Genomic DNA, 23,697 nt, shown 5'->3' with positions numbered 1-23,697 from the left:
CCGGGCCGAGCTGTTCAGCACTCCCCCAGCACCTTGCGCACCCTCCACCACGGGCCCACCGGGCCCGCCGGTTCAACGGACCGGTGCCAGCTCCGGGTCCTCGCGGAGCTTGCCGAGCGCCCGCGAGACCGCGCTCTTGACCGTGCCGACCGAGACCCCCAGCACCTCGGCCGTCTGCGCCTCGCTCAGATCCTCGTAGTACCGCAGGACGACCATCGCCCGCTGCCGGTCCGGCAGCCTCATCACCGCCCGCCACATCGCGTCGTGCAGAACCTGCTGCTCCGCCGGGTCGGGCGCGGGCACGTTCTCCGGCTCGGGCAGCTCGTCGCAGGCGAACTCGTCCACCTTGCGCTTGCGCCACTGCGAGGTGCGGGTGTTGAGCAGGGCCCGGCGCACATAGCCGTCGAGCGCCCGGTGGTCCTCGATCCGCTCCCACGCGACATAGGTCTTGGTGAGCGCGGTCTGCAACAGGTCTTCGGCGTCGCACGGATTCGCGGTGAGCGAGCGCGCGGTCCGCATCAGTACGGGCCCCCGTGCCCGTACGTACGACGAGAACGACGAGTAGCGGGCGTGAGGCGCGTACCGTGCGTCGGCCCCGTACGGCGGAAGCGGAGGCAGCGCGGCCCGCGAAGCACTTGTGCAGACTGGCGTGGTCATGAACCCACGCTAAAAGCGCTGCCGGGCCCGCGGATCGGCCGGAGGGCTGGAAGCGTTGTCCGCCTCAGGTTGTACAGGCGGCGCGGGCCCGACCTCCTGTGGGTGGAGGTGACCCTCAGAGATGAGGACGCCGGTCAGGGGCCCGCCACCGGGGTGGCCGCCGGGCCGGGGCCGGGCTCCTCAGCGGCGGATCCGGGCCACCGGGGCGTCCGCGAGACTCCGCCCCACCGTCAGCCGGTGCCCGCCGTACTCCTCGGTGACCTCGCCCTCGTACTGATGGATACGCCGTTTGACCCGCCAGGCGTACGGGTGCAGGGCCCGCTCCTCGTACAGCGAGGGGCGGTGGTTCCAGCGTGCGAACCACATGGCCGACGGCAGATCCCCGGTCCCGGCCCGGCGCGCGTGCTCCATGTGGAGGACGCCCGCGTCGGCGTGGCTGCGCAGCCCGGGGACATAGCCATGGCGGCGTACCTCCCGGTTCCAGGCCCTGATGTAGTCGAGGGTGGTCCGGACGCAGGACGGGTCGTCCAGGTCGTACGACTTGAGGCTGACATAGAGCGCGCTGCCCCGGGTCATCCCGAGCGCGTGCGCCGCGCGGACCGCCTCGCTCCCCTCCTCCTGCCCCTGGGCGACGGGGGCCCTGCCGATCACTCCCTCCCGGACGACCGCGCCCTCCCGCCCCGCCGCCGCGACCGGGGGCCCGTCCGCCAGGGGCTTCGCGCAGGGCGGCTGAGCCCCGGTGAAGAGCGGCAGCAGCCGCCAGCCCATGCGGTGCACCTCGGCGACCCAGGACCGGGTGGGCCGCGACCGCCCCGGGCACTCGCCGCCCCGGCCCGCGTACGGCACCCCCACCGCCCCGTACGGCGAGGACTTCCGCCAGGCGCTCATCACCGCCAGCGGCGGCGCCTCGCAGAGGTCGAACACGAGCCCCCGGAAGGTCACGGCGGTGTCCTCGGTGGTGTCGGCCTGCATGCCCGTCGTCGACGTCGAGGTGTACGCGGTGTCCGTGCGCGGGCCGGGCGACGGGGAGAGCAGCAGGTCGGGCACGCCGAGCAGCGCGGTGAGGACGAGGGCGGCGGCGGCCTGGGCCCGGCTGCGGGTGCGCATGGACCGAGTCAACGGCCCCCCGCGCCGCCCGGCCAGCGCAGAGGGCCCTCGCTCAGCCGTCCGCGCCCAGGATCAACCCGGACGTGGGAACGCCGGTACCCGCCGTGACCAGGACCCTGGCCGCGTCCGGCGTCTGGTTCACGGAGGTGCCCCGGAGCTGCCGGACGGCCTCCGCCACCCCGTTCATCCCATGCAGATACGCCTCGCCGAGCTGACCGCCGTGGGTGTTCAGCGGCAGGGTGCCCGCCGCGACGAAATCCGCTCCCTCCCCCGGCCCGCAGAAACCGAACTCCTCCAGCTGCATCAGGACGAACGGGGTGAAGTGGTCGTAGACGATGCCGACGTCGATATCGCCGGGGCCCAGCCCCGAACTCCGCCAGAGCTGACGCGCGACCACGCCCATCTCGGGGAGCCCGGTGAGACCGTCCCGGTAGAAGCTGGTCATCAGCTCCTGCGACCGGCCCGCACCCTGCGCGGCGGCGGTGATCACCGCGGGCGGATGCCGCAGCTCCCGGGCCCGCTCCACCGAGGTGACGACGAGCGCCTGGCCGCCGTCGGTCTCCTGGCAGCAGTCCAGCAGCCGCAGCGGCTCCACGATCCAGCGGGACGCGGCGTGGTCGGCGAGGGTGATGGGGCGGCCGTGGAAGTACGCGGCGGGATTGCGGGCGGCGTACCGGCGGGCGGTGACCGCGACATGGCCGAAAACCTCGGGCGTCAGGCCGTACGTGTACAGATAGCGCTGCGCCGCCATCGCGACCCATGAGGCCGGGGTGAGCAGTCCAAACGGCAGATTCCAGCCAAGCGCCGCGCCCTCCGCCGACGGCTCCCGGTGCTGGACGCCCGCACCGAAACGGCCACCGGAGCGCTCGTTGAACGCGCGGTAGCAGACGACCACGTCGGCCACGCCCAGCGCGACGGCGAGGGCCGCCTGCTGGACGGTGGCGCAGGCCGCGCCGCCGCCGTAGTGGACCCGGGAGAAGAAGGACAGCTCACCGATGCCGGTCGCCTGGGCGACGGTGATCTCGGGGCTGGTGTCCATGGTGAACGTGACCATGCCGTCGACGTCGGACGGGCGCAGCCCCGCGTCGTCGAGGGCGGCGCGCACCGCCTCCGCCGCCAGTCGCAGCTCACTGCGGCCGGAGTCCTTGGAGAACTCGGTCGCGCCGATACCGACGACGGCGGCGCGTCCGCCGAGGGTGTCCCCGCGGTGGAGGCTCATGGGGCACCGCCGCCCGGGGTGCCACCGGGACCGGCGGAGTCGTGAACAGAGGTGGGGACGGAGCCGTGAGCGGGGGCCTGGGCGGAGTCGTGAGCGGGGACGGGGAACGCGGGGTCATCGGGGACGGGGGCGGCGGCGAGGCCGGGGGCCGTGACCGTGACGGCGCCCGTGACATGGTCGCCGAGCCCGTTGGCGCCCACCACCCGGACCTCGGCGGTGTCCCCGTCGACCGCGGAGACCGTCCCCCGTAACACCATCGTGTCTCCGGGGTAGTTGGGCGCACCCAGCCGGATGGCGACCCTGCGGAGCACCGCGCCCTCCCCGAAGCAGTCGGTGATATACCGCCCCACCAGGCCGTTGGTGGTGAGGATGTTCATGAAGATGTCGGGGGCGCCCCGCTGCCGCGCCAGCTCCGGATCGTGGTGGACGTCCTGGTAGTCGCGGGAGGCGATGGCCCCGGCGACGATCAGGGTGCGGGTGATGGGGATCTCCAGCGGCGGCAGTCGGTCACCGGGCCTCACCGCGGCCCCCTTCCTTCTCGCGTGTCGTCTCCTTCTCGTGTGTCGGCGGGCCGTCCGGGCGCCCGAACCGCCGGTCGTCGGGGCGGCCCGGCCGCCGCGCGGAAGACCGGAAGTTCCAGTTCCTTGTCCACCCGCAGAAACTCCAGTTCCACCGGCATCCCGATCCGTACCTCGTCGTACGGCACACCGATCACATTGCTGACGATCCGCACCCCCTCCGCGAGTTCGATCAGCGCGACCGCGTACGGTCCCGGCGCCCCGGTCCCGTCGTCGGTGCCGTCGTCGGTGCCGTCGTCGGTGCCGTCGTCGGTGCCGTCGTCGGTGCCGTTATCGATGCCGGGACCGGTGCCGGGGCCGGTGCCGCTGTCGATCGCGGCGAAGGCCGGAAAGGGAGGGTGGTGCATCACGACGAAGGAGTAGACCGTCCCCCGGCCGCCCGCCGCGACGGTGTCCCACTCCGGTGAGCCGCACCCCTGGCACCCGGGCAGCCAGGGGAAGCGGAGCCGTGCGCACCCCTGGCAGCGCTGGATCAGCAGCCGGTGGCCTGCGACGCCCTGCCAGAAGCCGGCGTTGTCGCGGTTGATCACCGGTCGGGGGCGGAGGGGACGGGCCGGACCGGGCCCGGGGGGCGCCGAGGCCGGGACAGAAGGGGAACGGGGGGCCACCGGGGCGTATTTCAGGATGCGGAAGCGATGAGTTCCGGCCAGTTCCCCGTTCACCCGGAGCTGCATAAGGGTGGTCAGGAAGTACCCCGTCCCCAGCCGGGTCGTCTTCCGCTCGGACACCGACTCGATCACGACGTCGTAGGTGATCCGGTCCCCGGGCCGCAACGGCCGCAGATACTCCTGCTCGGAGTCGGTCGCGACGACCGAGGTGCACCCGGCGCCGTCCAGCAGGGCGAACAGCTCGTCGTGGACCGGCGAGTGCCCCGCGTGCCCCGACAGCCCGCTCATCGTCCACGCCTGGAGCATCGTCGGCGGCGCCACGGCGTCCGGCCCCCGGTACGCCGGATTCCGGTCGCCCATCGCCTCGCACCAGTGCCGGATCATCGGCTCGTTGACGGGGTCCATGCCGGGCCCGGCGGTGCGGACCGCGAGACCCACGAATACCGTGAGCCGCTCGTACAGTGCGTCCGGCGGCACCGCGCGCCACCTCCCCCTCGGTATCCGGCCCCGGCGACCAGATTTCTGACTGTCCGTCAGGAATCTTTCTCTGTCAAGGTCCACCGCCGGTCGCATCGGCGGGCCCGTCGACGGTCGCGCCACCACCCTCCTCGTCGCCACCACCGTCCTCGCCACCGTCCCCGCCCCCGTCGCCGTCGCCGTCCGGGAAGTCGAAACCGAGCTGCGTCGCGGCATACGCCTCCGGCAGCAGTTCCCCGGCCCGCAGGGAGAGCCCCCGCACCCGGGCCCGCTGGAGGCCCAGCGACTCGTACAGCGAGCAGGCGGCCGAGACCAGTACCGGCCCGCTGTGGGACGGTTCGGGCAGCGCCCTGTCGCGGGCCGTGGTGCTGCCGTCGGCATACCGGACCGTCAGGGTCAGCCGACCCGCGATCCGCCCGTCCGAGCGCAGCCGTCCGCCGATCCGCTCGGCGAGCGCGGCGACGGCGCGACGCCTGCGGCCGGGGTCGAGTTCGTCGCGCGCGAAGGCATGCCCGGCCGTACGGAAGGCGGGCGGCTCCCCCGGGCTGACCGGCCGGTGGTCGACGCCGTGGGCCCGTTCGGACAACCGCTGTCCCTCCGCCGCGCCGAGCAGGCGCCGCAGCGTCGGGAGCGGGGTGTCGGCGACCGCGCCGACGGTGCGCAGTCCGTGATGGACGAGGAGACGGGCCGTCGCGGGCCCGACGCCGGGAAGCGCGGTGACCGGGCGGGGGCGCAGAAACCCGGCGACCGCTTCCGGATGGCGCGGGATCAGGACGGTCCGGCCCGGCCCGGCGGCATCGGCGGCCATGGCGGCGAGCGTCCGGTTCTCCGCGCAGCCGATCGAGGTGACGACACCGTGGAACGTGAGGGCCCGCGTCCGGATCAGCCGGGCGAGGGCACCGGGGTCCCCGTCGAAGGCGCGCGGACCGCCGGTGACCTCGCAGTCGGCGTCGGCGGGCGGCAGCGCCTGGACCCGGGGGGTGACCTCGCGCAGCAGATCCAGCAGCCGTCCGTACGCGCCGGACCCGTCGTCCTCGGGGACGGGGGGCCGGAAGTGGAAGTGGACGTGCAGCACCTGCCGTCCGGCGGGTCCGGGGGCGGGTCCGGTGGGCATGGCGGTTCACCCCGCGCTGCCGGGGCTGGTGTATCCGAGGGAGGTCAGATCGGGAGCGTCCCGGTGCTGAGGCTCCTCCGCCGTCCGCGATGCCTCCGGGGTGTCGTGGCGGGCCAGGGCTCCCGGGTCGGCGGCGCGCCTCCCGGCGGGCTGGAGGTCGGCCCAGGGGTGGAGCAGCGCCCCTGTCTCCTGCGGGATGCCGCGCCGGAGCCGCCGCGCGTCGGACGCCGTATCGGGGGCGGAGGGAGCGGAGGGGACGGAGTCGGCGGGGGCGGCCGGTGCGAGCAGTCGGCGGACGGCCTCGGGGCCGCCGTCGCGCCGGGCGAGGGCCAGCGCCTCCAGGTCCCAGGCCATCGTGCCGACGACGGTGGCGCGCCCGCCCCGCCGCTGGACCGTGCCGCGCACCAGCAGCAGCCCGGAGTGGAAGACCGTATGGGCGCAGGCGTCATGGCTGTCCTCGAAGAAGGCGAGGTCGACCAGTCCGGACCCGTCGTCGAGGGTGACGAAGATGATCCGCTTGCCGGAGGGGATGGGCGGGGTCTGGGTGGCGGCGCGCACCCCGGCGACCAGGACGGAGTCCCCGGCGCGCAGCCCGCCGAGGCGGCGGGCGTCGGTGGCGCCCAGTTCCCGCAGCAGCCGCCGCTGATGGTCCATGAGGTGCCGGCTGACATCGATTCCGAGGACGCGCAGCTCGGCGTCGAGGGCCTCGCGCCCGGTCATCTCGGGCAGGCCGTCGGGCCCGTTCTCCCCGTACGGGACGTTGTTCGGGGCGTTGTCCGGAACGTTGTCCGGAACGTTCTCGAAGGTGAGCTGTCCGTCACCGGCGGTCCGTCCCCGGTGTCCCCCCTGATGGCCCGGGTGTCGCCGGTGTTCGCGGTGGCGCTGGTGGTCCCGGTGCAGTTCGGCGATCCGGAGCAGCAGATCGCGCCGGGTGACGCCGTCCCCCGCGAGCGGGGAGAGGGCGCCGATGTCGGCGAGACGTTCGGCGGTGGGACGCGTGGGGTGGGCGCGCCGCCAGAGGTCCGTGAGCGATATGTAGGGCTGACCGGCGGCGATACGGGTGACCTCGGCGCGGCTGATGCCGTGGACGTCGGAGAGCGCGAGCCGGACGCCCCAGGTGCCGTCGGGGGCCCGTTCGACGGTATGGGTGGGCCGGGAGCGGTTGATGTCGACGGGGAGGACGGCGATGTGGTGGCGGCGGGCGTCGGCGACGATGACTCGTTTCGGCCACATGCCGGGGTCGTGTTCGAGCAGTCCCGCGTAGAGCGCGGCCGGGTGATGGGCTTTCAGCCAGGCCGTCTGGAGGGCGGGGACGGCGAACGCGACCGCGTGCGCGCGGCAGAACCCGTACGCCCCGAACGACTCGACCGTCCCCCAGACCTCGTCCCGTACGGCGGGGGAGTAGCCGCGGGCGGCGGCCCGGCGGTGGAACCACTCCCGTATCCCCGGCAGCCGGGCCCGGTCGCCGAGCGCGCGCCGGACATGGTCGGCGTATCCCCGGTCGCAGCCGGTCAGCACCCGGAGGATCTCGATGATCTGCTCGTGCCAGATGACCACGCCGTAGGTGTCGGAGAGGACGGGTACGAGATCGGGGTGGGGGTAGGAGGGCGGTCCGCCGTGGCGGGCGGCGACATAGCGCTCCGGCATCCCTCCGGCGACCGGTCCCGGCCGGAAGAGGCTGATGTCGGCGATGACGTCCCGGGGGTCGCGCGGCTGCATCCGGGCGAGCAGGTCCATCTGGCCGGGCGACTCCAACTGGAACATGCCGAGGGTGTCCGACGCCTGGATCATCCGGAACGCGAAGGGGTCGTCGAGGGGCACCTGACGCGGGTCGTCGAGGTCGATCCGGCGGCCGGTGACCCGTTCGATCTCGGCGGTGGCGTGGGCCATCGCCGACTGCGTGCGGACACCGAGGACATCCAGTTTGATCAGGCCCAGATCCTCGATGTCGTGTTTGTCGGCCTGGACCATGGGGTAGCCGCCGGTCGGCGTGGGCTGTACGGGGAGCCGGGCGCGCAGCGAGGCATCCCCGATGATCACTCCGCAGGGGTGCATGGCGATGCCCCGGGGGAGCGCGTCCAGACCTTCGGCGAGGGTGAGGAGGAGCCGGTACGGGGCGGAGGCGGCGGCCAGTCCGCGCAGCTCGGGAAGGTCGGCGAGGGCGGCGGTGATGTCGCGGGCGCGGATGTGCGGAAACGCCTTCGCCATCCGGTCGGCCTCGGCGGGGGCGATGCCCAGGGCGAGCGCCGTGTCCCGCAGGGCGTGCCGGGCCCGGTAGGTCTCGGGCATCGCGGCGAGGGCGACCCGTTCCCGGCCGAAACGCTCGATGATCCTGTCGTACGCCTCCAGTCGGCGGGCGGACTCCACATCGAGGTCGATATCGGGGAGGTCGGTGCGCTGACGTGACAGAAAACGTTCGAACAGCAGCCGGTGGTCGAGGGGGTTCGCGGTGGCGATACCGAGGACGTGATTGACCATGCTGCCCGCGCCCGAGCCCCGGGCGGCGACCCGGATGCCCCGTTCCCGGATGTCCGCGACCACCTGGGCCACGGTCAGGAAGTAGGTGTCGAGGCCCAGCTCGGCTATGAGCGCCAGCTCTTGCGCGAGCCGCCGCCGGGCCTCGGGGTCGCGGTCCAGACCGCGGCGGACGAGCCCGGCGGCGCAGCGCCCGCGCAGCACCCGGACGGCGTCGGCGGCGTCCCGGGCACCGACCGCCCAGGGTTCGGGCAGATGTCTGCGGCCCAGGCCGAGCCCGGTGCCGGGGTCGAGGACGCACTCCTCGGCGGTCGCGCCCGTCTCGGTGATCAGCCGATCGGCCCGCTCGGGTCCGAGGCCCGCCGCCCCGGCGATCAGCCCGGCGGCCGTGCGCATGGCCGCCGGGTCCTTCAGCCAGCGCTCGCCGGAGTCCAGCCGGTCCCGGTCGAGGGGCCGCAGCAACCGGGCGGCGTCCAGGACGTCGGCGAGGCGGTGCTGCTCCGGGTCGGCGTAGCGGACGGCGTTGGTCAGGACGACGGGGATGCCCAGCCGGTCGCCGAGGAGCAGTGTCCGCGCGGCCAGCCGCAGCGACCCCGGCCCGGCGCCGGGGCGTCCGTGGTGGACGGCTTCCAGCCGGAGGCCGTCGCCCGCGAGCGCCCGCCAGGCCGTGAGCAGCCGCGCGGCGGACTCGTCCCGCCCGGCGGCGAGTGCCCGCGCGGGTTCGGACAGCGGGCCGAGCAGAACGGTCAGCCCGGTGTCCGCGGCTGCGGTGAACGCCTCCCGGGGGATCACCGGGTGCCCGTCGACGGGCCGGGCGTGGGCGGCCGAGACCAGTCGGCACAGCTCCGCCCAGCCGCGCGGGTCCCGCGCCAGCAGGGTGATCCTCAGCGGCGGCTCCCGGACATACGCACCCCCGCGCACGGGCGCCCGCACTACGGCCTCCCGCCCCGGAACAAACGCCTCCACCCCCATGTCCACCCCGAACACCGCCCGCACCCCACCCCCACGAGCCGCCTTGGCGAACCGCACCACCCCGGCGACCCCGTCCCGATCGGTCACCGCGAGCACTTCCATGCCCCGCTCGGCGGCCCGCGCCACCAGCTCCCGGGGGTGCGAGGCCCCATAGCGCGCCGAGTAGCCCGTCGCGACATGCAGATGCGCAAAACCCTCCATGCCGCACCTCCCACCTCGATGACTCCTCGGCCTCCCTCACACCCCTCAAGCCCGATTTACTCCTATAATCCAGAAAATTCCATCGAACTTACATTCGAGAACCGGCACGGCGGCGACCACCCTGAAGCACGACATGGGGCGGTGGGGCACCCACAGCTCCCGTCCGGGGTGCGGCCGGTCTCACGAGTGGGACAGACGGCACGCGCAAGGGGTGCCCCTCTTCGAGGAGCACCCCTTGCGGTCGGCGCGTTCGCCGACGTGTGGCGGTGGGTGTGGGATTTGAACCCACGGTGACATCGCTGCCTCGACGGTTTCAAGAGGGCTGCGGCTGGAGCGGAGAACCCGCCTCTGACCAGGCTCTTCCCCTCCCTGGGGCCGCGTCGGGCCGGGCCGTGGTCCACGCCTGGTCCACAGCCTCGGCACTGAGCCACAAACCGGCCTCAGCCGAGATACGGCCGCTCCCGGCCCTCCAGGAAGTGTCCGATCCTGAGCCGCTGGGTCGGGTGCATGGGCAACTCGTCCAGTTCCTCCGGAGAGACAAATCGAAGCTCCGTCGACTCGTCCGAGATCGCAAGCTGCCCACCGGTGATCCGCGCGGTGAAACAGACGTTGAACTGTCGCCGTACCTCGCCGTCCGTATACGCGATGATGTGCTTCGGGTCGGTGTACGTGCCGACCAGACCCGTGATCTCCACCTCCAGGCCGGTTTCCTCTCGTACCTCCCGGACCGCCGTCCCTGGCAGGGAGTCGGTCAGATCCATCCCGCCCCCGGGCAGCGCCCACAGATCGTTGTCCCGCCGCCGCTGGAGCAGAATCCGCCCCCGCTCGTCGGTGACCACGGCTGAGGCCGCGACGACCATGCTGTTCGGCTCGGGCGCCTCGGGGTCGTCGTAGAACTCGGTCCGCGCCACGCTCATCCCTCCTGATGCACCGGGGCCGCCGCCGCCCACACGGCGTCGAAGCTCTTCACGTAGGTGTCGAATATCCCTCCGCCCTCGCTGCGGCGAAGATGCCACATCGGCGCCCCGTACGCGTTCACGCCCCAGACGTGGGCGTTGACCAGAAGGTGATCGTCGGCGCGGTACAGCGAGTTGTAGAGCGTGGTGTCGTGGGTCCGCACCTCGATGCCGGGCACGCCGACCAGCGGCCGATAGTGCATCAGGGCGAGACGGCACCGGGACTCGATGCCATGGCCGAAGCGCTCCTCCTGGCCGCGTGCCTGGACGTTCTCGCTGGCGGGGTCGCCGATGGCTATACGGACCTGGCAGCCTTCGGCCACCCGTTCCTTGAGAAGGTCATTCAGTCGGGGGTACGCCTCGTGCAGGAAGATCGCCGCGTACACCAGGACATCGATCCGTTCACGTGCCTGAGTGATCAGGTCCACGAACGTGGATACGGGCACGTCCGCCCGCTGCTCGTAAAGGGCCACCAGCTCAGGGCTTATGGCTCGGGCGGGGCGTGCCTGTCGTAGGGCGGGCCAGAGTGCGTGCACGTTCTCTCCCAGGGCGTTCGCTGCCGCCAGGGCGGTCGTACGGCGCGGCGTACGGCCGAGATTGGCCCATCGTTCCACCGACTTGGGGTCGACCTCGACCGCCTTCGCGAGGGTCGCGTACGTCCAGCCTCCGGCCGCCATGGCCGCTCGTAGTCTCTCGTTCGGCATGAGTCTCCCCCTGGGTCTTGGGACGGCACTAGGGACGTTCTATCAAACGCGGGACGTCCCCAAATGGGGTTAGGGGGAGGTTCCCCCGTCCTGGCGGCCAGCGCGAAGATCACCAGACCTTCCGGCACCCCCGTCGCTGTGAAGGTCTCCCCTCTCCTGTTGAGGAGCCTTGTCGTGCTGATGCACATCCCCCGCCTCACCCGGGCGTTCCTGTCCCGGCTGCCCGCGCCTCTGCGCCGTTGCCGTCCCTCCCCCGACGACGCGGCGACGCGTCCCCGTCCGTCGCGCCCTCGGCTGAGCGGCTACGAGATCGCCATGGTCGGACCGTACGTCCTCGTGTACGGCGTTCTCTCCGTCCATTCCGCGAAGTGGCTGGGGTGGGTGGGATGAAGCGCCCCAGCTTCGGCGGGAAGGGCAAGTCGCGCATGACGCTGCGGGTGTCACGGGACTCCGGTCGCACCTGGGGGCCGTCCACGGTCGTCCGTGAAGGCGATGGGGACGGGGACTGCCTTCCAAAGAACGGCATCCCGTACCCGCCCTGCTACTGCCCCCGTTGTACGGGGGTCCAGCCGACTCCGGAGCCGTCGCGATGACACGTCGACGCTGCGGTGCCACGGTCGAGTTGCCGCACGAGCTGGTCTTCGCCCCGGACGGCCCTCTCTACCAGGCACATCAGGACTCTTGGGTCTTCTGCATCCTGGACCCGCATGCCTCGGGCCACCACTACGCCCTGCTGGAAACCCTGGAGGGCAGTGCCCTGTGGACGGTGTGGCTCGATGACGCCCTGTACCTGGCGAGCCTGCCGGACTGCGGACACCTTGGGCCGACGCCTGACGTGCCGTCGTGCTGCTTCTTCGCCGGGCACGGTGGCGGGCACTCCTGGAAGATCGCGCCCCAACCGTCCGTTGGCAGTCGTTCGGGCGGCGTGCCGCCCCCTGAACCGCTCATCCTCGGTCTGCCCGATGTGATCGGGAACCGCTGAGACATCAACGACCGGACCACCCCCTCGCCTGGACAGCATCCGGGGTGGCCCGGTCAAAGAGTCCCTGTTCAGAACCCTGGCGCCCGGTGGTACCGGGGTGATCGTCGTTCTCTCGGACGGCCTTGCCCGTACCGCCACGCGAGAGAGGACGGCAGATACACCGAAGAGACAGGGCAGTTGGCAAGGCGGTCGCCCAGGTGGTGATGCACCCGAGCACGCGGCCGGGCGAAGCCGCGCAGGCCGTCCGCCCCGGCCACGGGAGACCCGCCACGGAAGACCGGGTGTGCGCGCCCGGCCCGGGCCGTTTCTTCTGCTTGGCACGTTGAGAGCCCTGCGGCTTGTCTGGCTTTTCGGTGTGCTGATTGATAGAGCCCGCTCCTAGTTCATGATTACCGCTACCGAGCAAGAGAGGCGGCTCACATGAAGAGGAACCAGACGGAATCCTTTTGGCGGTCCACGAACCGTCCGGTACCTCTCTCTGGTCCACGCCTGGTCCACACACGCTGGTCAAGGGCGTGACAGGGGCGGATCAAGGTGAGCCAGAGCCCATGCAGAAGGGGCGCCCCGGGAACGGGACACCCCTTCTGACCTGCACATACTCTGATCTGGCGGTGGGTGTGGGATTTGAACCCACGGTGACATCGCTGCCACGACGGTTTTCAAGACCGTTCCCTTAGGCCGCTCGGGCAACCCACCCCCCGTCCGCTGCCGGTGGCGGCGGACGAGCGGGTCAAGCGTACCGGTTGGGGGGCGGGGGCGGGGCGGGGGTCAGGAGCGGTTGTCGCCGGTGCGCTGGCCGAGGGTGATGTCCACCGTCTTCTGCTTGCCGTCGCGTTCGTAGGTGAGCTTCACCTTGTCGCCGGGCTTGTGGTTCCAGATCTCGCCGATCAGGGCGGGGCCGCTGTCGATCGGCTTGTCGTTGAAGCGGGTGATGACGTCGTTCTCCTCCAGGCCGGCCTTGTCGGCCGGGCCGTTCGGGACGATGGCCGTGCCGTCGACGCCCTGGGAGGTGATCTCGGCGCCGGTGCCCTTGTCGACCATGTTGACCGTGGCGCCGATCACCGGGTAGACGGGCTCGCCGGTCTTGATCAGCTGCTCGGCGACGTTCTTCGCCTGGTTGATCGGGATGGCGAAGCCCAGGCCGATGGAGCCCGCCTGGGACTGGCCCGGACCGGCCGTGGACTGGATGGCGGAGTTGATGCCGATCACGGCGCCGCGGGCGTCGAGCAGCGGGCCGCCGGAGTTGCCCGGGTTGATCGAGGCGTCGGTCTGGAGGGCGCTCATATAGGACTGGTTGCCCGCGCCGGAGCCGTCGCCGGAGGCCACCGGGCGGCTCTTGGCGCTGATGATGCCGGTGGTGACCGTGTTCGAGAGGCCGAACGGGGCGCCGATCGCGATCGTCGAGTCGCCCACGGCCACCCGGTCCGAGTTGCCGAGGGGCAGCGGGGCCAGCCCGGAGGGGGCGCTCTTCAGCTTGAGGACGGCGACGTCGTAGCCCTCGGCCCGGCCGACGACCTCGGCCTCGAACGACTTGTTGTCGGAGAAGGTCACCGACAGCGTGCCGCCGTCCGCGGCGGAGGCCACCACATGGTTGTTGGTGAGGATGTGGCCTTCCTTGTCGTAGACGAAGCCGGTGCCGGTGCCACCGCCCCCCGGGGCCCGGCCGCCCGGCTCGCCGAAGCCGCCGTCGGTCCGGGCGGAGGCGGAGGCCGCCTGGATGGTGACGACACTCGGCAGGGCCTGCGCCGCGACGGCCGAGACCGTGCCCGGCTCCCGCTTGAGGTCCTTGGGCAGCTCGGCGGCGGCCACCGTCGTCGAGCTGGTGCTGTCGCTGCGGTTGGCCTGCCAGTAGCCGAGGCCGCCGCCGACACCGCCCGCCACCAGGGCGGAGATCAGCACCGCGGCGATGAGGACGCCGGAGCGCCGCCGGGGTGCCGGGGCCGGGACCGGAGCGCCCCAGACCGGTTCACCGCCGCCGTACGCACCGCCGCCGCCGTACACGGGGAGCGTGGGCGGCGGCGGGGGCCAGCCGGTGCCGCCCTGCGGATGGCCGGGGGCACCCGGATGCCCGGGAACCGGCTGCTGCGGCGGCGGCACCTCGCCGGAAGGGATCTGACCGGGAGGGATCTCACCCGACGGGCTCTGCCCCGGCACCGGGTACGGGGCCTGACCCGCCGCGGGGCCCTGACCCGCGGGTGCCGGAGCGTGCGCCATCGGCTGAGGGGCGGCCGGTGCGCCGTCGGGAGCCGCTGCCGGCACAGGAGGTGCCGACGGGGCGGCTGGCTGCGCGATCCCCTCAGTGCCCTCGTTCTCGGTGCTCACAGCTCTCTTCTCCTCAGGTCCGTATAGATCCGTGCGGTCCATGCCGACTCATGCCGGCTCACGCCGGCCCCTGCCGATCGGTGCCGATCCGTGCGGGACACCCCGGAGCGTCTTCCGGAGTGTCCTGGACCAGCATTTCCCATGGCTCGTCAGGCCACTGTAAGCGGGACCTGTGCTTCTCCCGGTCCGCCTTTACATACGAATATTCGTTATATAGAGGGCAACAGTCGGCACCGCCCGGAACCGGCCCCCATCGCGCCGCCCATCCCGTCGCGGTGACACCATGACGCGGTGACTCAAGCACGGCAGCACCACATCCAGGTCGTCGCCCACCGGGGAGCCTCGGAGGACGCCCCCGAGCACACCCTCGCCGCGTACATGAGGGCGATCGAGGACGGCGCCGACGCGCTCGAATGCGATGTCCGGCTCACCTCCGACGGCCATCTCGTCTGCGTCCACGACCGCCGGGTCAACCGCACCTCCAACGGCCGGGGCGCCGTCTCCGCCCTGGAGCTGGCGGATCTCGCCACCCTGGACTTCGGCACCTGGAAGGGGCGCGAGGACGCCACCGAGGTCCCCGACCGCACGGACCCCGCGCTCACCGCCGTCCTCACCCTGGAACGGCTCCTCGAACTCGTCGCCGACTCGGGCCGCCGGATCGAACTCGCCATCGAGACCAAGCACCCCACCCGCTGGGCGGGCCGGGTCGAGGAGCGCCTGGTCGCGCTGCTCGACCGCTTCGGGCTCGCCGCGCCGTCGTCGGCCGGGGAGTCCACCGTACGGATCATGAGCTTCTCGGCCCGTTCGCTGCACCGGATCGCGGCGGCGGCGCCCACCGTGCCGACCGTCTATCTGATGCAGTTCGCGAGCCCCTGGCTGCGGGACGGGCGGCTGCCCGCGGGGGCGCGGATCGCCGGGCCCGGCATCCGTCTCGTCCGCAATCAGCCGGGGCTCGTCGACCGGCTGCACCGGGCGGGCCACCAGGTCCATGTCTGGACGGTGAACGAGCCCGAGGACGTCGAGCTCTGCGCCCGGCTGGGAGTGGACGCGATCATCACGAATCGCCCCCGGCAAGTCCTCTCCCAACTGGGTCGCGGATAAACCCCAGCAGCAGGAGTCACTCGGATGACCCGGATTACCCGGAGTGCACCGGCGCGTTCGAACCGTGCCCGAACGTCAGGTGTGCGTCACCGGCCCGCGCTCGAACGGTTTCCGGTCCAGTCCATTGGGGCATTCACACCGTGGCGTGGGGCAAAGGAGGTCTCGGGGGTGGCGTTGGTGGTGGCACAGAATGTGCCCACGTCGTCGAGCATGGCCGTACCCCATGGCCCTGCGGGCGTGGGAGAGGCACGGCACCGGATGCGCGCGGAGCTGCGCGGCCGGGGCGTGCCCGACGCGGTGGTGGACGACGCAGTCCTGGTGCTCTCGGAGCTGCTCAGCAATGCCTGCCGGTATGCCAGGCCGCTGGGGCGCACGGAGCGGAACGAAGGAGACAGAGGAGCCGTACGCGCGGCCTGGCGGGTCGACGGAGCGGCGCGGCTGACGATCGAGGTGACGGACGGCGGCGGTCCCACCCGCCCGGTACCGGCCACACCGTCGGTCACCGCCCGCGGCGGCCGGGGGCTCAACATCATCAGTGCGCTGGCACAGTCCTGGGGCGTACGGGACGACAGTGCGGCGGGTGAGGTCACCGTATGGGCGGTTCTGCGGGCGAGGCCCCGTCACGACGATTTCGCTACGCGCGTCACATCCTCCGGTTACGAGGGCTACAACACCGGCTACGACCTCATGGAGGTCTACGACGAGCTCGGCTGAAGGCGGCCCCGGCGGGCCGTCGGCCGGCCACCGGCAGCACTGAGCGGCCGGTGGCCGGCAAGCAGGCGGTGGCCGACGAGGAGCCAGGGCCAGGCGGCGGTCGAGGGCCGGGCCCCGGACCGGAAGAACGGCCGGGAAGCCCGGAAAGCCCGGGGAGCCGTGCGACCGCGGAAGGCGGCGGAAGCCGGGAGCGCACCGGTCCGGAAGAACGGCCGGGGAGCCGTGCCACCACGGGACACGGCGGGAGAGAGCACCGGGGCCGCCCACCGGGCGCCATGGCAGCGGGTGCCCGGTGGGCGGCTAGGGTCGGGGGCGGACCAGCACCGCCGACCGGGGCGGCCCGGGGCATCGGCACCGGCAGCCCGGTCGGTACGCACGACGCCCAGCAGCACCGCCGCACTCGGGAGAAGCCGCACCATGGCCAAGAAGCGCCCCCAGACCAAGGCATCGAACGCCCGGACCAGGGAACGGGCCGCCGGTGCCCATGAGCCCGTGCCCGTGGTCGGGGCCCGGGAGCCCTGCCCCTGCGGGTCGGGCCGCCGCTACAAGGCGTGCCACGGTCGCGCCGCCGCGCACGCCGTGACCGAGCTGGTCCACCGGCCCTTCGAGGGGCTGGCGGGCGAGTGCGACTGGGTCGCGCTGCGCGAGCTGGTACCCGCCGCGACCGTACGGCTCACCCTCGCGGGCGGGCTGCCCGACGGCGTGCCGTCGGTGACGCTCGCGACGGTCCTGCCGATGGCCTGGCCCGCCCTGCGCCGGGAGGACGGCTCCGTGCTGCTCGGTCTCCAGAACGACACCTCGTCCGGCGACCTCAGCCGTGATCTCGCGGACACCCTGAGCCGTGCGCTGACGGCGGAGCCCGGCAGCCCGGTGGCGGGGGAGCGGGTCTCCGGCGACGGCCCCCGGCTCCAGGACCTGCTGGACCCGGACGCCGTGTTCGCCCCGGAGGTCCACTCCGGCTTCGAGTTCTGGCTCCCGGAGACCGCGGGGGAGGCCGCGTCGCCGGAGGTCGCGGCCTCCCTGGAACGGGCGAACTCCGCCGCGATCCCCACCGCGAAGCTCGCCGGGGTGGACGCCGCGTACTGGTGCGAGACCCCGGAGAAGAACCATCTGCGCTGGGTCATGCCCCACCCGGAGGAGGAGCTCCTCGACGCGCTGGCCCGGCTGCACGCCGCCGATGCGAGCTCCCTCGGCGAGGGCACCCGGCTCGTCGGCTCCTTCCGGGCGCACGGCCTGATGGTCCCCGTCTGGGACCTGCCTGTCGGCATGGGCGCCGAGGAGTGCGAGAAGCCCGCGGCCGAGTTCGCGGAGCGGCTCGCCGATGCTCTTGCGAAGGACGTTCCGCTTACGGCCGGGGAACGTCGCGCGCGCGGCGGGCTGACCAACCGTCAGATCACCCTGAGCTGAGTTCCGCTCCCGGCCCGGGGGCCGTACCACCGGGCCGGGGGCCGTCTGGGCGCCGAGGGAGCGGGCCGGGAAATCCCGAGTGACTCCAGTCACAACTCACTCAAAGGGAAGCTGAATCCCTGTCCGAATACCCGAGATCGAATTTGCGAACCGCAGATCTCTTGTTACCGTTCTGGAAGCCCGGTCGCTGGTGCATCCCCCGTCGCCAGCGATCGGGCATCTCCATTTTCCGGAACCATAACGGAATGGATCATTCCGCTGACGCTTGGTCAGCGGCGCGGCGCGTCAGGGCAGTTGCGCCCGGCCTCCCGGGGCGACGGCACCCGGTCTCCCCCCCACCCCGGTCGATCTTCGATCACTCCTTGATCCCTCTTGGATCGCACCCGTTCAGGAACTCCGGCGACCCCCTGAATTTCCCATGCCCATGTCATCGCCATCGCGACAGGAAAGGCGGGGAGATCACACCCGGGTGCTCTCGGACAACACCCTCGTCATCGGTCTGTACCAAGGGTTCCGCCGGGTTCACGGGCGGGAGGACGGGCCCTCCGCAGCCCCTCGGCACGGGCCGCAGCCCCGGTGCCCCGGCCCGTCCCCGCGACTCCCGCGGAGGGGCGCGACGGGTTCGGTGCGGCGGTGCCCCCGGTCCACGTCCCGCCGTGTTCCGCCCGGTCCCGGTGGCGCGCGACGCGTCCTCCCAAGAGGGTCGGCCGCTCCCCCGGGGCTCCGTCGCACCGCCGGGCGGGGAGCCGTGCTCCGGGGCGGCGGAAGCCCGCCGCCCGCGGCCCGGCCCCAGGGGGCGGCGCGGAGGGCCGAGGGCGGCGAGAAGCGTCGAGGGGTGCCAATCGGACACCTCGGGCAGGACGGCCCACTCGATTTCGGCCGACTCTCACGGCCTTGACCGGACCCGGCATTTCCCCTGGAACCGGACAGTGGCCCCTGTGCCGGGAACCGGCCCCGCACCGGAGCCGACCCCGGGCCGGGCACGAGCCGGAGCTTCCGCGGACACCTCGTGGGCCCGGCTCCCCGCAAGCGCTCCCGACCACCGCCCCGGGATTCCGGAAAACCCCGGGGCAGGGCGTACGGCCCGGCGGCCCCGGTGTCATCGGTCGGCAGCGGGGTCTCCGGAGATCCGCGGGGCCTCTCGTATCCCGGCCGTCCCCGCGGCCCCGCCCGCTCTCCCGGGACGGCTCGGTACGCGAAGCCTCGTGGAGCTCATGGAGCTCATGGAGCTCATGGAGCTCGCGAAGGCCCGCGAAGGCTCAGTACGCGAGCCGGCTGCCGCCGTCCGGAGCGTTGATGCTCGCCTCCACCAGCGCGTCGACCAGCGTCTCCACCCGGGGCAGCCACGGAGTCGCCGACCCCGGCAGCGGCGCGCGCTCCCAGCGGACCTGGCCCGCCCCCGTCTCCGACGGCGGCAGCACCACATAGCCGCCCTCGCCGTGGAAGCGCAGCGAACTCGGCACGCAGTCCTTGGCGAAGAGCAGCTCGCCGAGTTGCTCCAGGCTGTACGGGGCCACCAGCAGCGACCACCGGGTGGGGCTCGCGACCACGGGCCCGAGCCGCAGTTCTCTTCGTTCCAGCTCGGCCAGCGCACGGGCCCCGGCCGCTGCCGGAAGGCTCACCGCGCACGGCGCACACCCCCCGGTGGCCAGCACGACGGGAGCGGCCGGCCGGTTCGTCCACCACCAGCGCACCATCCGCTCGTCGGTGGTCGCGGCGAGGACTCCGGGGTCAAAGGGGTGCGCTCCGGGCACCACACATTCGAGGTCGGGGCAGGCACAGCCCTCCCCGCGCTCGCCGCGGGCACCGGCGGGCCGCCGCTCCACACCGGGGAGTACGGGCCAGTGCCACTCGGCGGCGCAGGTGAGTGCCACATCGAGCTGTGCCGGCTGCACGGGCCCCTTCCTCCGCCGGAACCAGAGCCTGCGTCGCCTTCCGAGGATCTCGCGCATGTGCGCTCGTTCCTTTCCGTTGAACGCCGACGAAAACATCACAAGGTGTGCAAATCTTCACTGCGCGTACGATTGGAACCGACGTACGGGTATCTACTGATCGGCGCATCACCGCCCGATCACCGACAACCCTGAACGACCCTCGCTTCATCTGCGGCAGGATCGCCGCGGAGGGCCGAACGCGAGCTGTACTCCATCACACTCAGCCCTGCTGGTGGCACGCACCCGGCGCTTGCCGTCCGCGCCGGTCCACTTCCGTGATCGCCCCCGTCCCGGCGGGGATCTGCCATGGAGCTCCGGCAGCGGCCTACGGCCATAAGGACGCGCGACCCGATCGCCGGGTTCCGAGGCGGCCCTCTTTGCCCCTGAACGTCACCGTTTACGCCTCATCATGTCCGGCGTGACGCTTTCCATGAGGGCTCTCCGGGGCTGACACTCCGAAGAGGTCCACCGACGAATCCTCCGCCGAACGCCTTCAGTCGACCTCAATTAACCTCCCTCAGCGGCATTTTTCAGCCAAGTTCAAGATTGCCCCAAGGGGGGCTCAAAGTCCCATAGACACCACCAACCCCACTGATGCAATGCTGGACATCTCCTCACCTCTCCGTGTAGATGTGGATCTCATGGACAGCGGCGCAGAATGACATGAATGACATGGGGGTTAGCCATGGTCTTGAGCGAAATGCGCCAGTCGGAAAGTCGGCCTCGATGAGTGCCCCTCATCCGTCGAAAGTGGCCGGAATCAACTCTTCAGTGCCCCCGCCCGCGCACACTGCCGCAGCCCTTTCCGCCCCCTCTGCCACCGTCGCCGCCCCCTCCGGGGAACGGGGCGGTTCCCCCGCCGCGACGGCCCCCACCCCCACCGGGGCGCTCCAGGACCGGCTCGTCGGCTGGGTCACCGACCTGGCCGCGCTGCACGATCTGACCGAACGGATGGTCAGGACCCGTTCGGTGGAATCCGCCCTCCAAGAGCTGTTGCACGCGGGCGCCGCGCTGATGGGCGCGCGCCGGGGGCTGGTCGTCCTCGAACCTCCGGCGGACCTTCCCCGCGCCGGACGGCCGGGACGCGCCACGGAGGACCGCGGTCCGTCGGTCACCCGTGGACTGGGGCTGACCCACGCCGAGTTGGGCTCCATCGAGACCATTCCCCGGACCGCCACCGCCTATGGCCGGATTCTGGAGGGACGGGAAGGAACGGAGAGCACGGAAAGCGCAGAGGGGTCGGAAGGGCCGGAGGGGGCGGGCGCGCCGGACGGTACGGACGGAGCGGGCCGGGCTGCCGTGACGGCGGACGGCTCCGAAGCTCGCGAAGATTCTGAAGCTCCCGAAGATCAGGACCAGGGCCGGGACCACGGCCACGGCGAGGACCACGGCCGGGCCCAGGAACGGGAACGGGGCCAGGAGCGCGACCGGGACCGCTCCGGCCACTTCGGGGATCTCTCCCTCGACCCGCGCGGACGCGAGGTGGCCGCCCGTCTCGGCTGCGCCGCCGCCTACACCCAGCCGCTCACGGCCCGGACGACGGACACCCTCGGGGCCGCCGTCTGGCTGTACGACGACCCCGGCGCCCCCGCCCCCGGCGAGCGCCGCCGCCGCATCGGCTCCCTCTACGCGGGCTACGCGGCCGAGCACCTGGCCCGGCTGCTGGAAGTGGAACGGGCCCGCGAGACGGTGGCTGCGGTCGCCGAGGAACTGCTGCCCAGCAGGCTGCCCCGGGTGCCGGGGGTCAGCCTCGCCGCCCGGCACCGCACCGGGGCCCGCGGCGGGGGCGACTGGTACGACGCGATCCCCCTGCCCGAAGGGGCGCTGGGGCTCGCCGTCGGCTCGGTCGGCGGCTCCGGCCCCGGTACGCCCGCCGTGATGGGGCGGCTGCGGGCCTCCCTGCGCGCGTACGCCGTGATGGAGGGCGAGGACCCCGTCGCCGTCCTCTCCGATCTGGAGCTGCTGCTGCGGATGACGGAGCCCTCCCGCACCGCCACCGCGCTCTTCGCCCACGCCGAGCCGACGGCCGGACGAATGGTGCTCGCCGGGGCCGGGCACACCCCGCCGCTGGTGATCGGCGAGCGGCGGACCGAGTTCGTGGAGACCTCGCTGTCCGCGCCGCTGGGGATGCTCACCTGCTGGGAGGCGCCGAGCGTGGAACTGTCGCCCGCGCCCGGCGAAACGGTGCTGCTGTACACGGACGGGCTGCTGCGGCGGACCGGCGACTCCATGGACCGGGCCTTCGCCCGGCTGCACACGGCCGCGGCGAGCGTGCCGAAGGCCGCGCTCGCATCGCCGGGTGCGATCGCCGACCACATCCTGCACATGATGTTCCCCCCGGGGGCCCCGGGCGGAGCGGGCACGGCGGGCGGGCCCGGCGCGCCCGGCAGCGACGAGGACATCGTTCTGCTGGCGGCGCGCTTCGGCTGACCCGGCCCGGGAGACGGGACCGGCCCGGGAGACGGGACCGGCTCGGGAGACGGGACCGGCCGCCCCACCGTCCCCACACCGCGGCCCGCCCCGCGCACCACCGCCCCCGACCCCGCCTCCGACCCCGCGTCTCGGGCCCGCCCCCGCCGCACGCACGCTCCGCACATCAGCCGTGAGTCATGACCCTTTTGTCTCACTTCTCACACCTCGTGAACCCGCTCCCGGCGCCCACATACGATGGAGACCTGGTCCAGCGTTGTACTTAGAGGAGGCAGACGTGGCCGAGGAGCTCAACCCGAGCACTGCGGAAGAAGAAGAGCAGCAGATCAAGCCGCGTAAGAACGGTCTCTACCCGGGTGTCTCGGACGAGCTGGCCGAGAGCATGGCGAGTGGCTGGGCCGACACCGAGCTGCACGATCTCCAGCCGATAGCGCAGGCCACGCACACCGCGGCGCGCCGTGCCGCCCTCTCCCGGCGTTTCCCGGGCGAGCGCCTGGTGATCCCGGCGGGGAATCTGAAGACCCGTTCCAACGACACGGAGTACTCGTTCCGTGCCGCCACGGAGTACGCCTACCTCACCGGCGACCAGACCGAGGACGGCGTCCTCGTCCTGGAGCCCACCGCCGACGGCCACACGGCGACCATCTATCTGCTGCCCCGCTCCGACCGGGAGAACGGCGAGTTCTGGCTCTCCGGCCAGGGCGAGCTGTGGGTGGGCCGCCGGCACTCCCTCGGTGAGGCGGAGCAGCTTCTCGGCCTGCCCGCGAAGGACGTCCGGGAGCTGCCGGAGCTGCTGCGCGAGGCCACCGGTCCGGTCCGCGCCGTCCGCGGCCACGACGCCGGTATCGAGGCCGCCCTCACCGACAAGGTCACCGCCGAGCGGGACGAGGAGCTGCGCGTCTTCCTCTCCGAGGCGCGGCTGGTGAAGGACGCGTTCGAGATCGCGGAACTCCAGAAGGCGTGCGACTCCACCGCCCGCGGCTTCGAGGACGTGGTGAAGGTCCTCGACAAGGCCGAGGCCACCAGCGAGCGCTACATCGAAGGAACGTTCTTCCTGCGCGCCCGGGTCGAGGGCAACGACGTCGGCTACGGCTCCATCTGCGCCGCCGGTCCGCACGCCACCACCCTGCACTGGGTCCGCAACGACGGCGCGGTCCGCTCCGGCGATCTGCTGCTGCTCGACGCCGGTGTGGAGACCACGGAGCTGTACACCGCCGACGTCACGCGCACGCTGCCGATCAACGGCCGCTTCTCCGAGCTCCAGCGCAAGATCTACGACGCGGTGTACGACGCCCAGGAGGCGGGCATCGCGGCCGTGCAGCCGGGGGCCAAGTTCCGTGACTTCCACGACGCCGCCCAGCGGGTGCTGGCCGAGCGTCTGGTGGAGTGGGGCCTGGTCGAGGGCCCGGTGGAGCGGGTGCTCGAACTGGGTCTCCAGCGCCGCTGGACCCTGCACGGCACCGGTCACATGCTCGGCATGGACGTCCACGACTGCGCCGCCGCGCGTACCGAGAGCTATGTCGACGGCACCCTGGAGCCGGGCATGTGCCTGACGGTGGAGCCCGGTCTCTACTTCCAGGTCGACGATCTGACCGTGCCGGAGGAGTACCGCGGCATCGGCGTCCGGATCGAGGACGACATCCTGATCACCGAGGACGGGAACCGGAACCTCTCGGACGCGCTGCCGCGCCGTGCCGAGGAGATCGAGTCCTGGATGGCCTCGCTCAAGGGCTGACCCG

The 23,697-nt window shown here is 72.4% G+C and carries 18 protein-coding genes and 1 tRNA gene; 7 read left to right on the top strand and 12 right to left on the bottom strand.

Annotated features, from left to right (window positions below; translation table 11 throughout):
• Positions 1 to 72 precede the first annotated feature (72 nt).
• From CRV15_RS14420 to CRV15_RS14380, 9 genes are all read right to left on the bottom strand, one after another.
• A complete protein-coding gene (locus CRV15_RS14420) occupies positions 73 to 657 on the bottom strand; it encodes a SigE family RNA polymerase sigma factor (RefSeq protein WP_003961060.1) in 585 nt (194 codons plus the stop codon).
• A 180-nt stretch (positions 658 to 837) separates the two neighbouring features.
• Entirely contained in the window at positions 838 to 1,764 is a 927-nt protein-coding gene (locus tag CRV15_RS14415) for a DUF1906 domain-containing protein (RefSeq protein WP_003961061.1), read from the bottom strand.
• A 52-nt stretch (positions 1,765 to 1,816) separates the two neighbouring features.
• Complete coding sequence (locus CRV15_RS14410; RefSeq protein WP_003956258.1) at positions 1,817 to 2,983, bottom strand: lipid-transfer protein; 1,167 nt, start codon at positions 2,981 to 2,983, stop codon at positions 1,817 to 1,819.
• Entirely contained in the window at positions 2,980 to 3,504 is a 525-nt protein-coding gene (locus CRV15_RS14405) for a MaoC family dehydratase (protein WP_003956256.1), read from the bottom strand. The genes CRV15_RS14410 and CRV15_RS14405 overlap by 4 nt, the downstream gene beginning before the upstream one ends.
• On the bottom strand, positions 3,501 to 4,646 hold the full coding sequence (locus tag CRV15_RS14400; protein WP_003961062.1) for a bifunctional MaoC family dehydratase N-terminal/OB-fold nucleic acid binding domain-containing protein: 1,146 nt from the start codon (positions 4,644 to 4,646) through the stop codon (positions 3,501 to 3,503). The genes CRV15_RS14405 and CRV15_RS14400 overlap by 4 nt, the downstream gene beginning before the upstream one ends.
• A 73-nt stretch (positions 4,647 to 4,719) precedes the next feature.
• Positions 4,720 to 5,760 (bottom strand): DNA polymerase Y family protein, encoded by a 1,041-nt coding sequence (locus tag CRV15_RS14395; protein ID WP_003961063.1) that lies wholly within the window; start codon positions 5,758 to 5,760, stop codon positions 4,720 to 4,722.
• A 6-nt stretch (positions 5,761 to 5,766) separates the two neighbouring features.
• Positions 5,767 to 9,408, bottom strand: a complete 3,642-nt coding sequence (locus CRV15_RS14390) for a DNA polymerase III subunit alpha (protein ID WP_003956252.1) — start codon at positions 9,406 to 9,408, stop codon at positions 5,767 to 5,769.
• 440 nt (positions 9,409 to 9,848) lie between these two features.
• Positions 9,849 to 10,319 (bottom strand): NUDIX domain-containing protein, encoded by a 471-nt coding sequence (locus tag CRV15_RS14385; RefSeq protein WP_003956251.1) that lies wholly within the window; start codon positions 10,317 to 10,319, stop codon positions 9,849 to 9,851.
• A gap of 2 nt (positions 10,320 to 10,321) precedes the next feature.
• A complete protein-coding gene (locus tag CRV15_RS14380; protein WP_003956250.1) occupies positions 10,322 to 11,068 on the bottom strand; it encodes a hypothetical protein in 747 nt (248 codons plus the stop codon).
• Between the two features lie 174 nt (positions 11,069 to 11,242).
• On the opposite strand from CRV15_RS14380, the gene CRV15_RS14375 reads away from it, so the two are divergent.
• Both CRV15_RS14375 and CRV15_RS14365 read left to right on the top strand, forming a co-directional pair.
• Entirely contained in the window at positions 11,243 to 11,458 is a 216-nt protein-coding gene (locus CRV15_RS14375; protein ID WP_009996770.1) for a hypothetical protein, read from the top strand.
• A gap of 199 nt (positions 11,459 to 11,657) precedes the next feature.
• Positions 11,658 to 12,050, top strand: a complete 393-nt coding sequence (locus CRV15_RS14365; RefSeq protein ID WP_003956246.1) for a hypothetical protein — start codon at positions 11,658 to 11,660, stop codon at positions 12,048 to 12,050.
• Between the two features lie 606 nt (positions 12,051 to 12,656).
• Here the strand turns inward: CRV15_RS14365 and CRV15_RS14355 are convergent.
• Together CRV15_RS14355 and CRV15_RS14350 are read right to left on the bottom strand one after the other, a co-directional pair.
• Positions 12,657 to 12,746 (bottom strand) — tRNA-Ser (locus CRV15_RS14355).
• Between the two features lie 72 nt (positions 12,747 to 12,818).
• Entirely contained in the window at positions 12,819 to 14,372 is a 1,554-nt protein-coding gene (locus CRV15_RS14350; protein WP_003956244.1) for a S1C family serine protease, read from the bottom strand.
• A gap of 291 nt (positions 14,373 to 14,663) precedes the next feature.
• Between CRV15_RS14350 and CRV15_RS14345 the strand changes: the two genes are divergently transcribed.
• The 3 genes from CRV15_RS14345 to CRV15_RS14335 all read left to right on the top strand — a co-directional run bounded on the left by CRV15_RS14345 (position 14,664) and on the right by CRV15_RS14335 (position 17,594).
• Positions 14,664 to 15,473 carry a glycerophosphodiester phosphodiesterase gene (locus CRV15_RS14345; RefSeq protein ID WP_003956243.1) on the top strand — a complete coding sequence of 270 codons (810 nt, stop codon included), beginning with the start codon at positions 14,664 to 14,666 and terminating at the stop codon, positions 15,471 to 15,473.
• An 81-nt stretch (positions 15,474 to 15,554) separates the two neighbouring features.
• Positions 15,555 to 16,187, top strand: coding sequence for an ATP-binding protein (locus CRV15_RS14340; protein ID WP_003956242.1), 633 nt, complete (start codon positions 15,555 to 15,557; stop codon positions 16,185 to 16,187).
• A 417-nt stretch (positions 16,188 to 16,604) separates the two neighbouring features.
• The gene (locus CRV15_RS14335; protein ID WP_003956241.1) at positions 16,605 to 17,594 is read left to right on the top strand and encodes a DUF5926 family protein; all 990 of its coding nucleotides are present in this window, start codon (positions 16,605 to 16,607) and stop codon (positions 17,592 to 17,594) included.
• Between the two features lie 1,259 nt (positions 17,595 to 18,853).
• Here CRV15_RS14335 and CRV15_RS14330 read toward each other — a convergent pair.
• Positions 18,854 to 19,546 carry a bifunctional DNA primase/polymerase gene (locus CRV15_RS14330; protein ID WP_029182974.1) on the bottom strand — a complete coding sequence of 231 codons (693 nt, stop codon included), beginning with the start codon at positions 19,544 to 19,546 and terminating at the stop codon, positions 18,854 to 18,856.
• Positions 19,547 to 20,254: 708 nt separating this feature from the next.
• Between CRV15_RS14330 and CRV15_RS14325 the strand changes: the two genes are divergently transcribed.
• A complete protein-coding gene (locus CRV15_RS14325) occupies positions 20,255 to 21,958 on the top strand; it encodes a PP2C family protein-serine/threonine phosphatase (RefSeq protein ID WP_003961067.1) in 1,704 nt (567 codons plus the stop codon).
• 277 nt (positions 21,959 to 22,235) lie between these two features.
• A complete protein-coding gene (locus CRV15_RS14320; protein ID WP_009996775.1) occupies positions 22,236 to 23,693 on the top strand; it encodes an aminopeptidase P family protein in 1,458 nt (485 codons plus the stop codon).
• Positions 23,694 to 23,697 lie beyond the last annotated feature (4 nt).

The sequence above is a fragment of the Streptomyces clavuligerus genome, assembly GCF_005519465.1.
GTDB lineage: Bacteria > Actinomycetota > Actinomycetes > Streptomycetales > Streptomycetaceae > Streptomyces > Streptomyces clavuligerus.
Note: the sequence above shows the minus strand (reverse complement) of the source record. Positions and strands in the feature narration are given on the sequence as shown.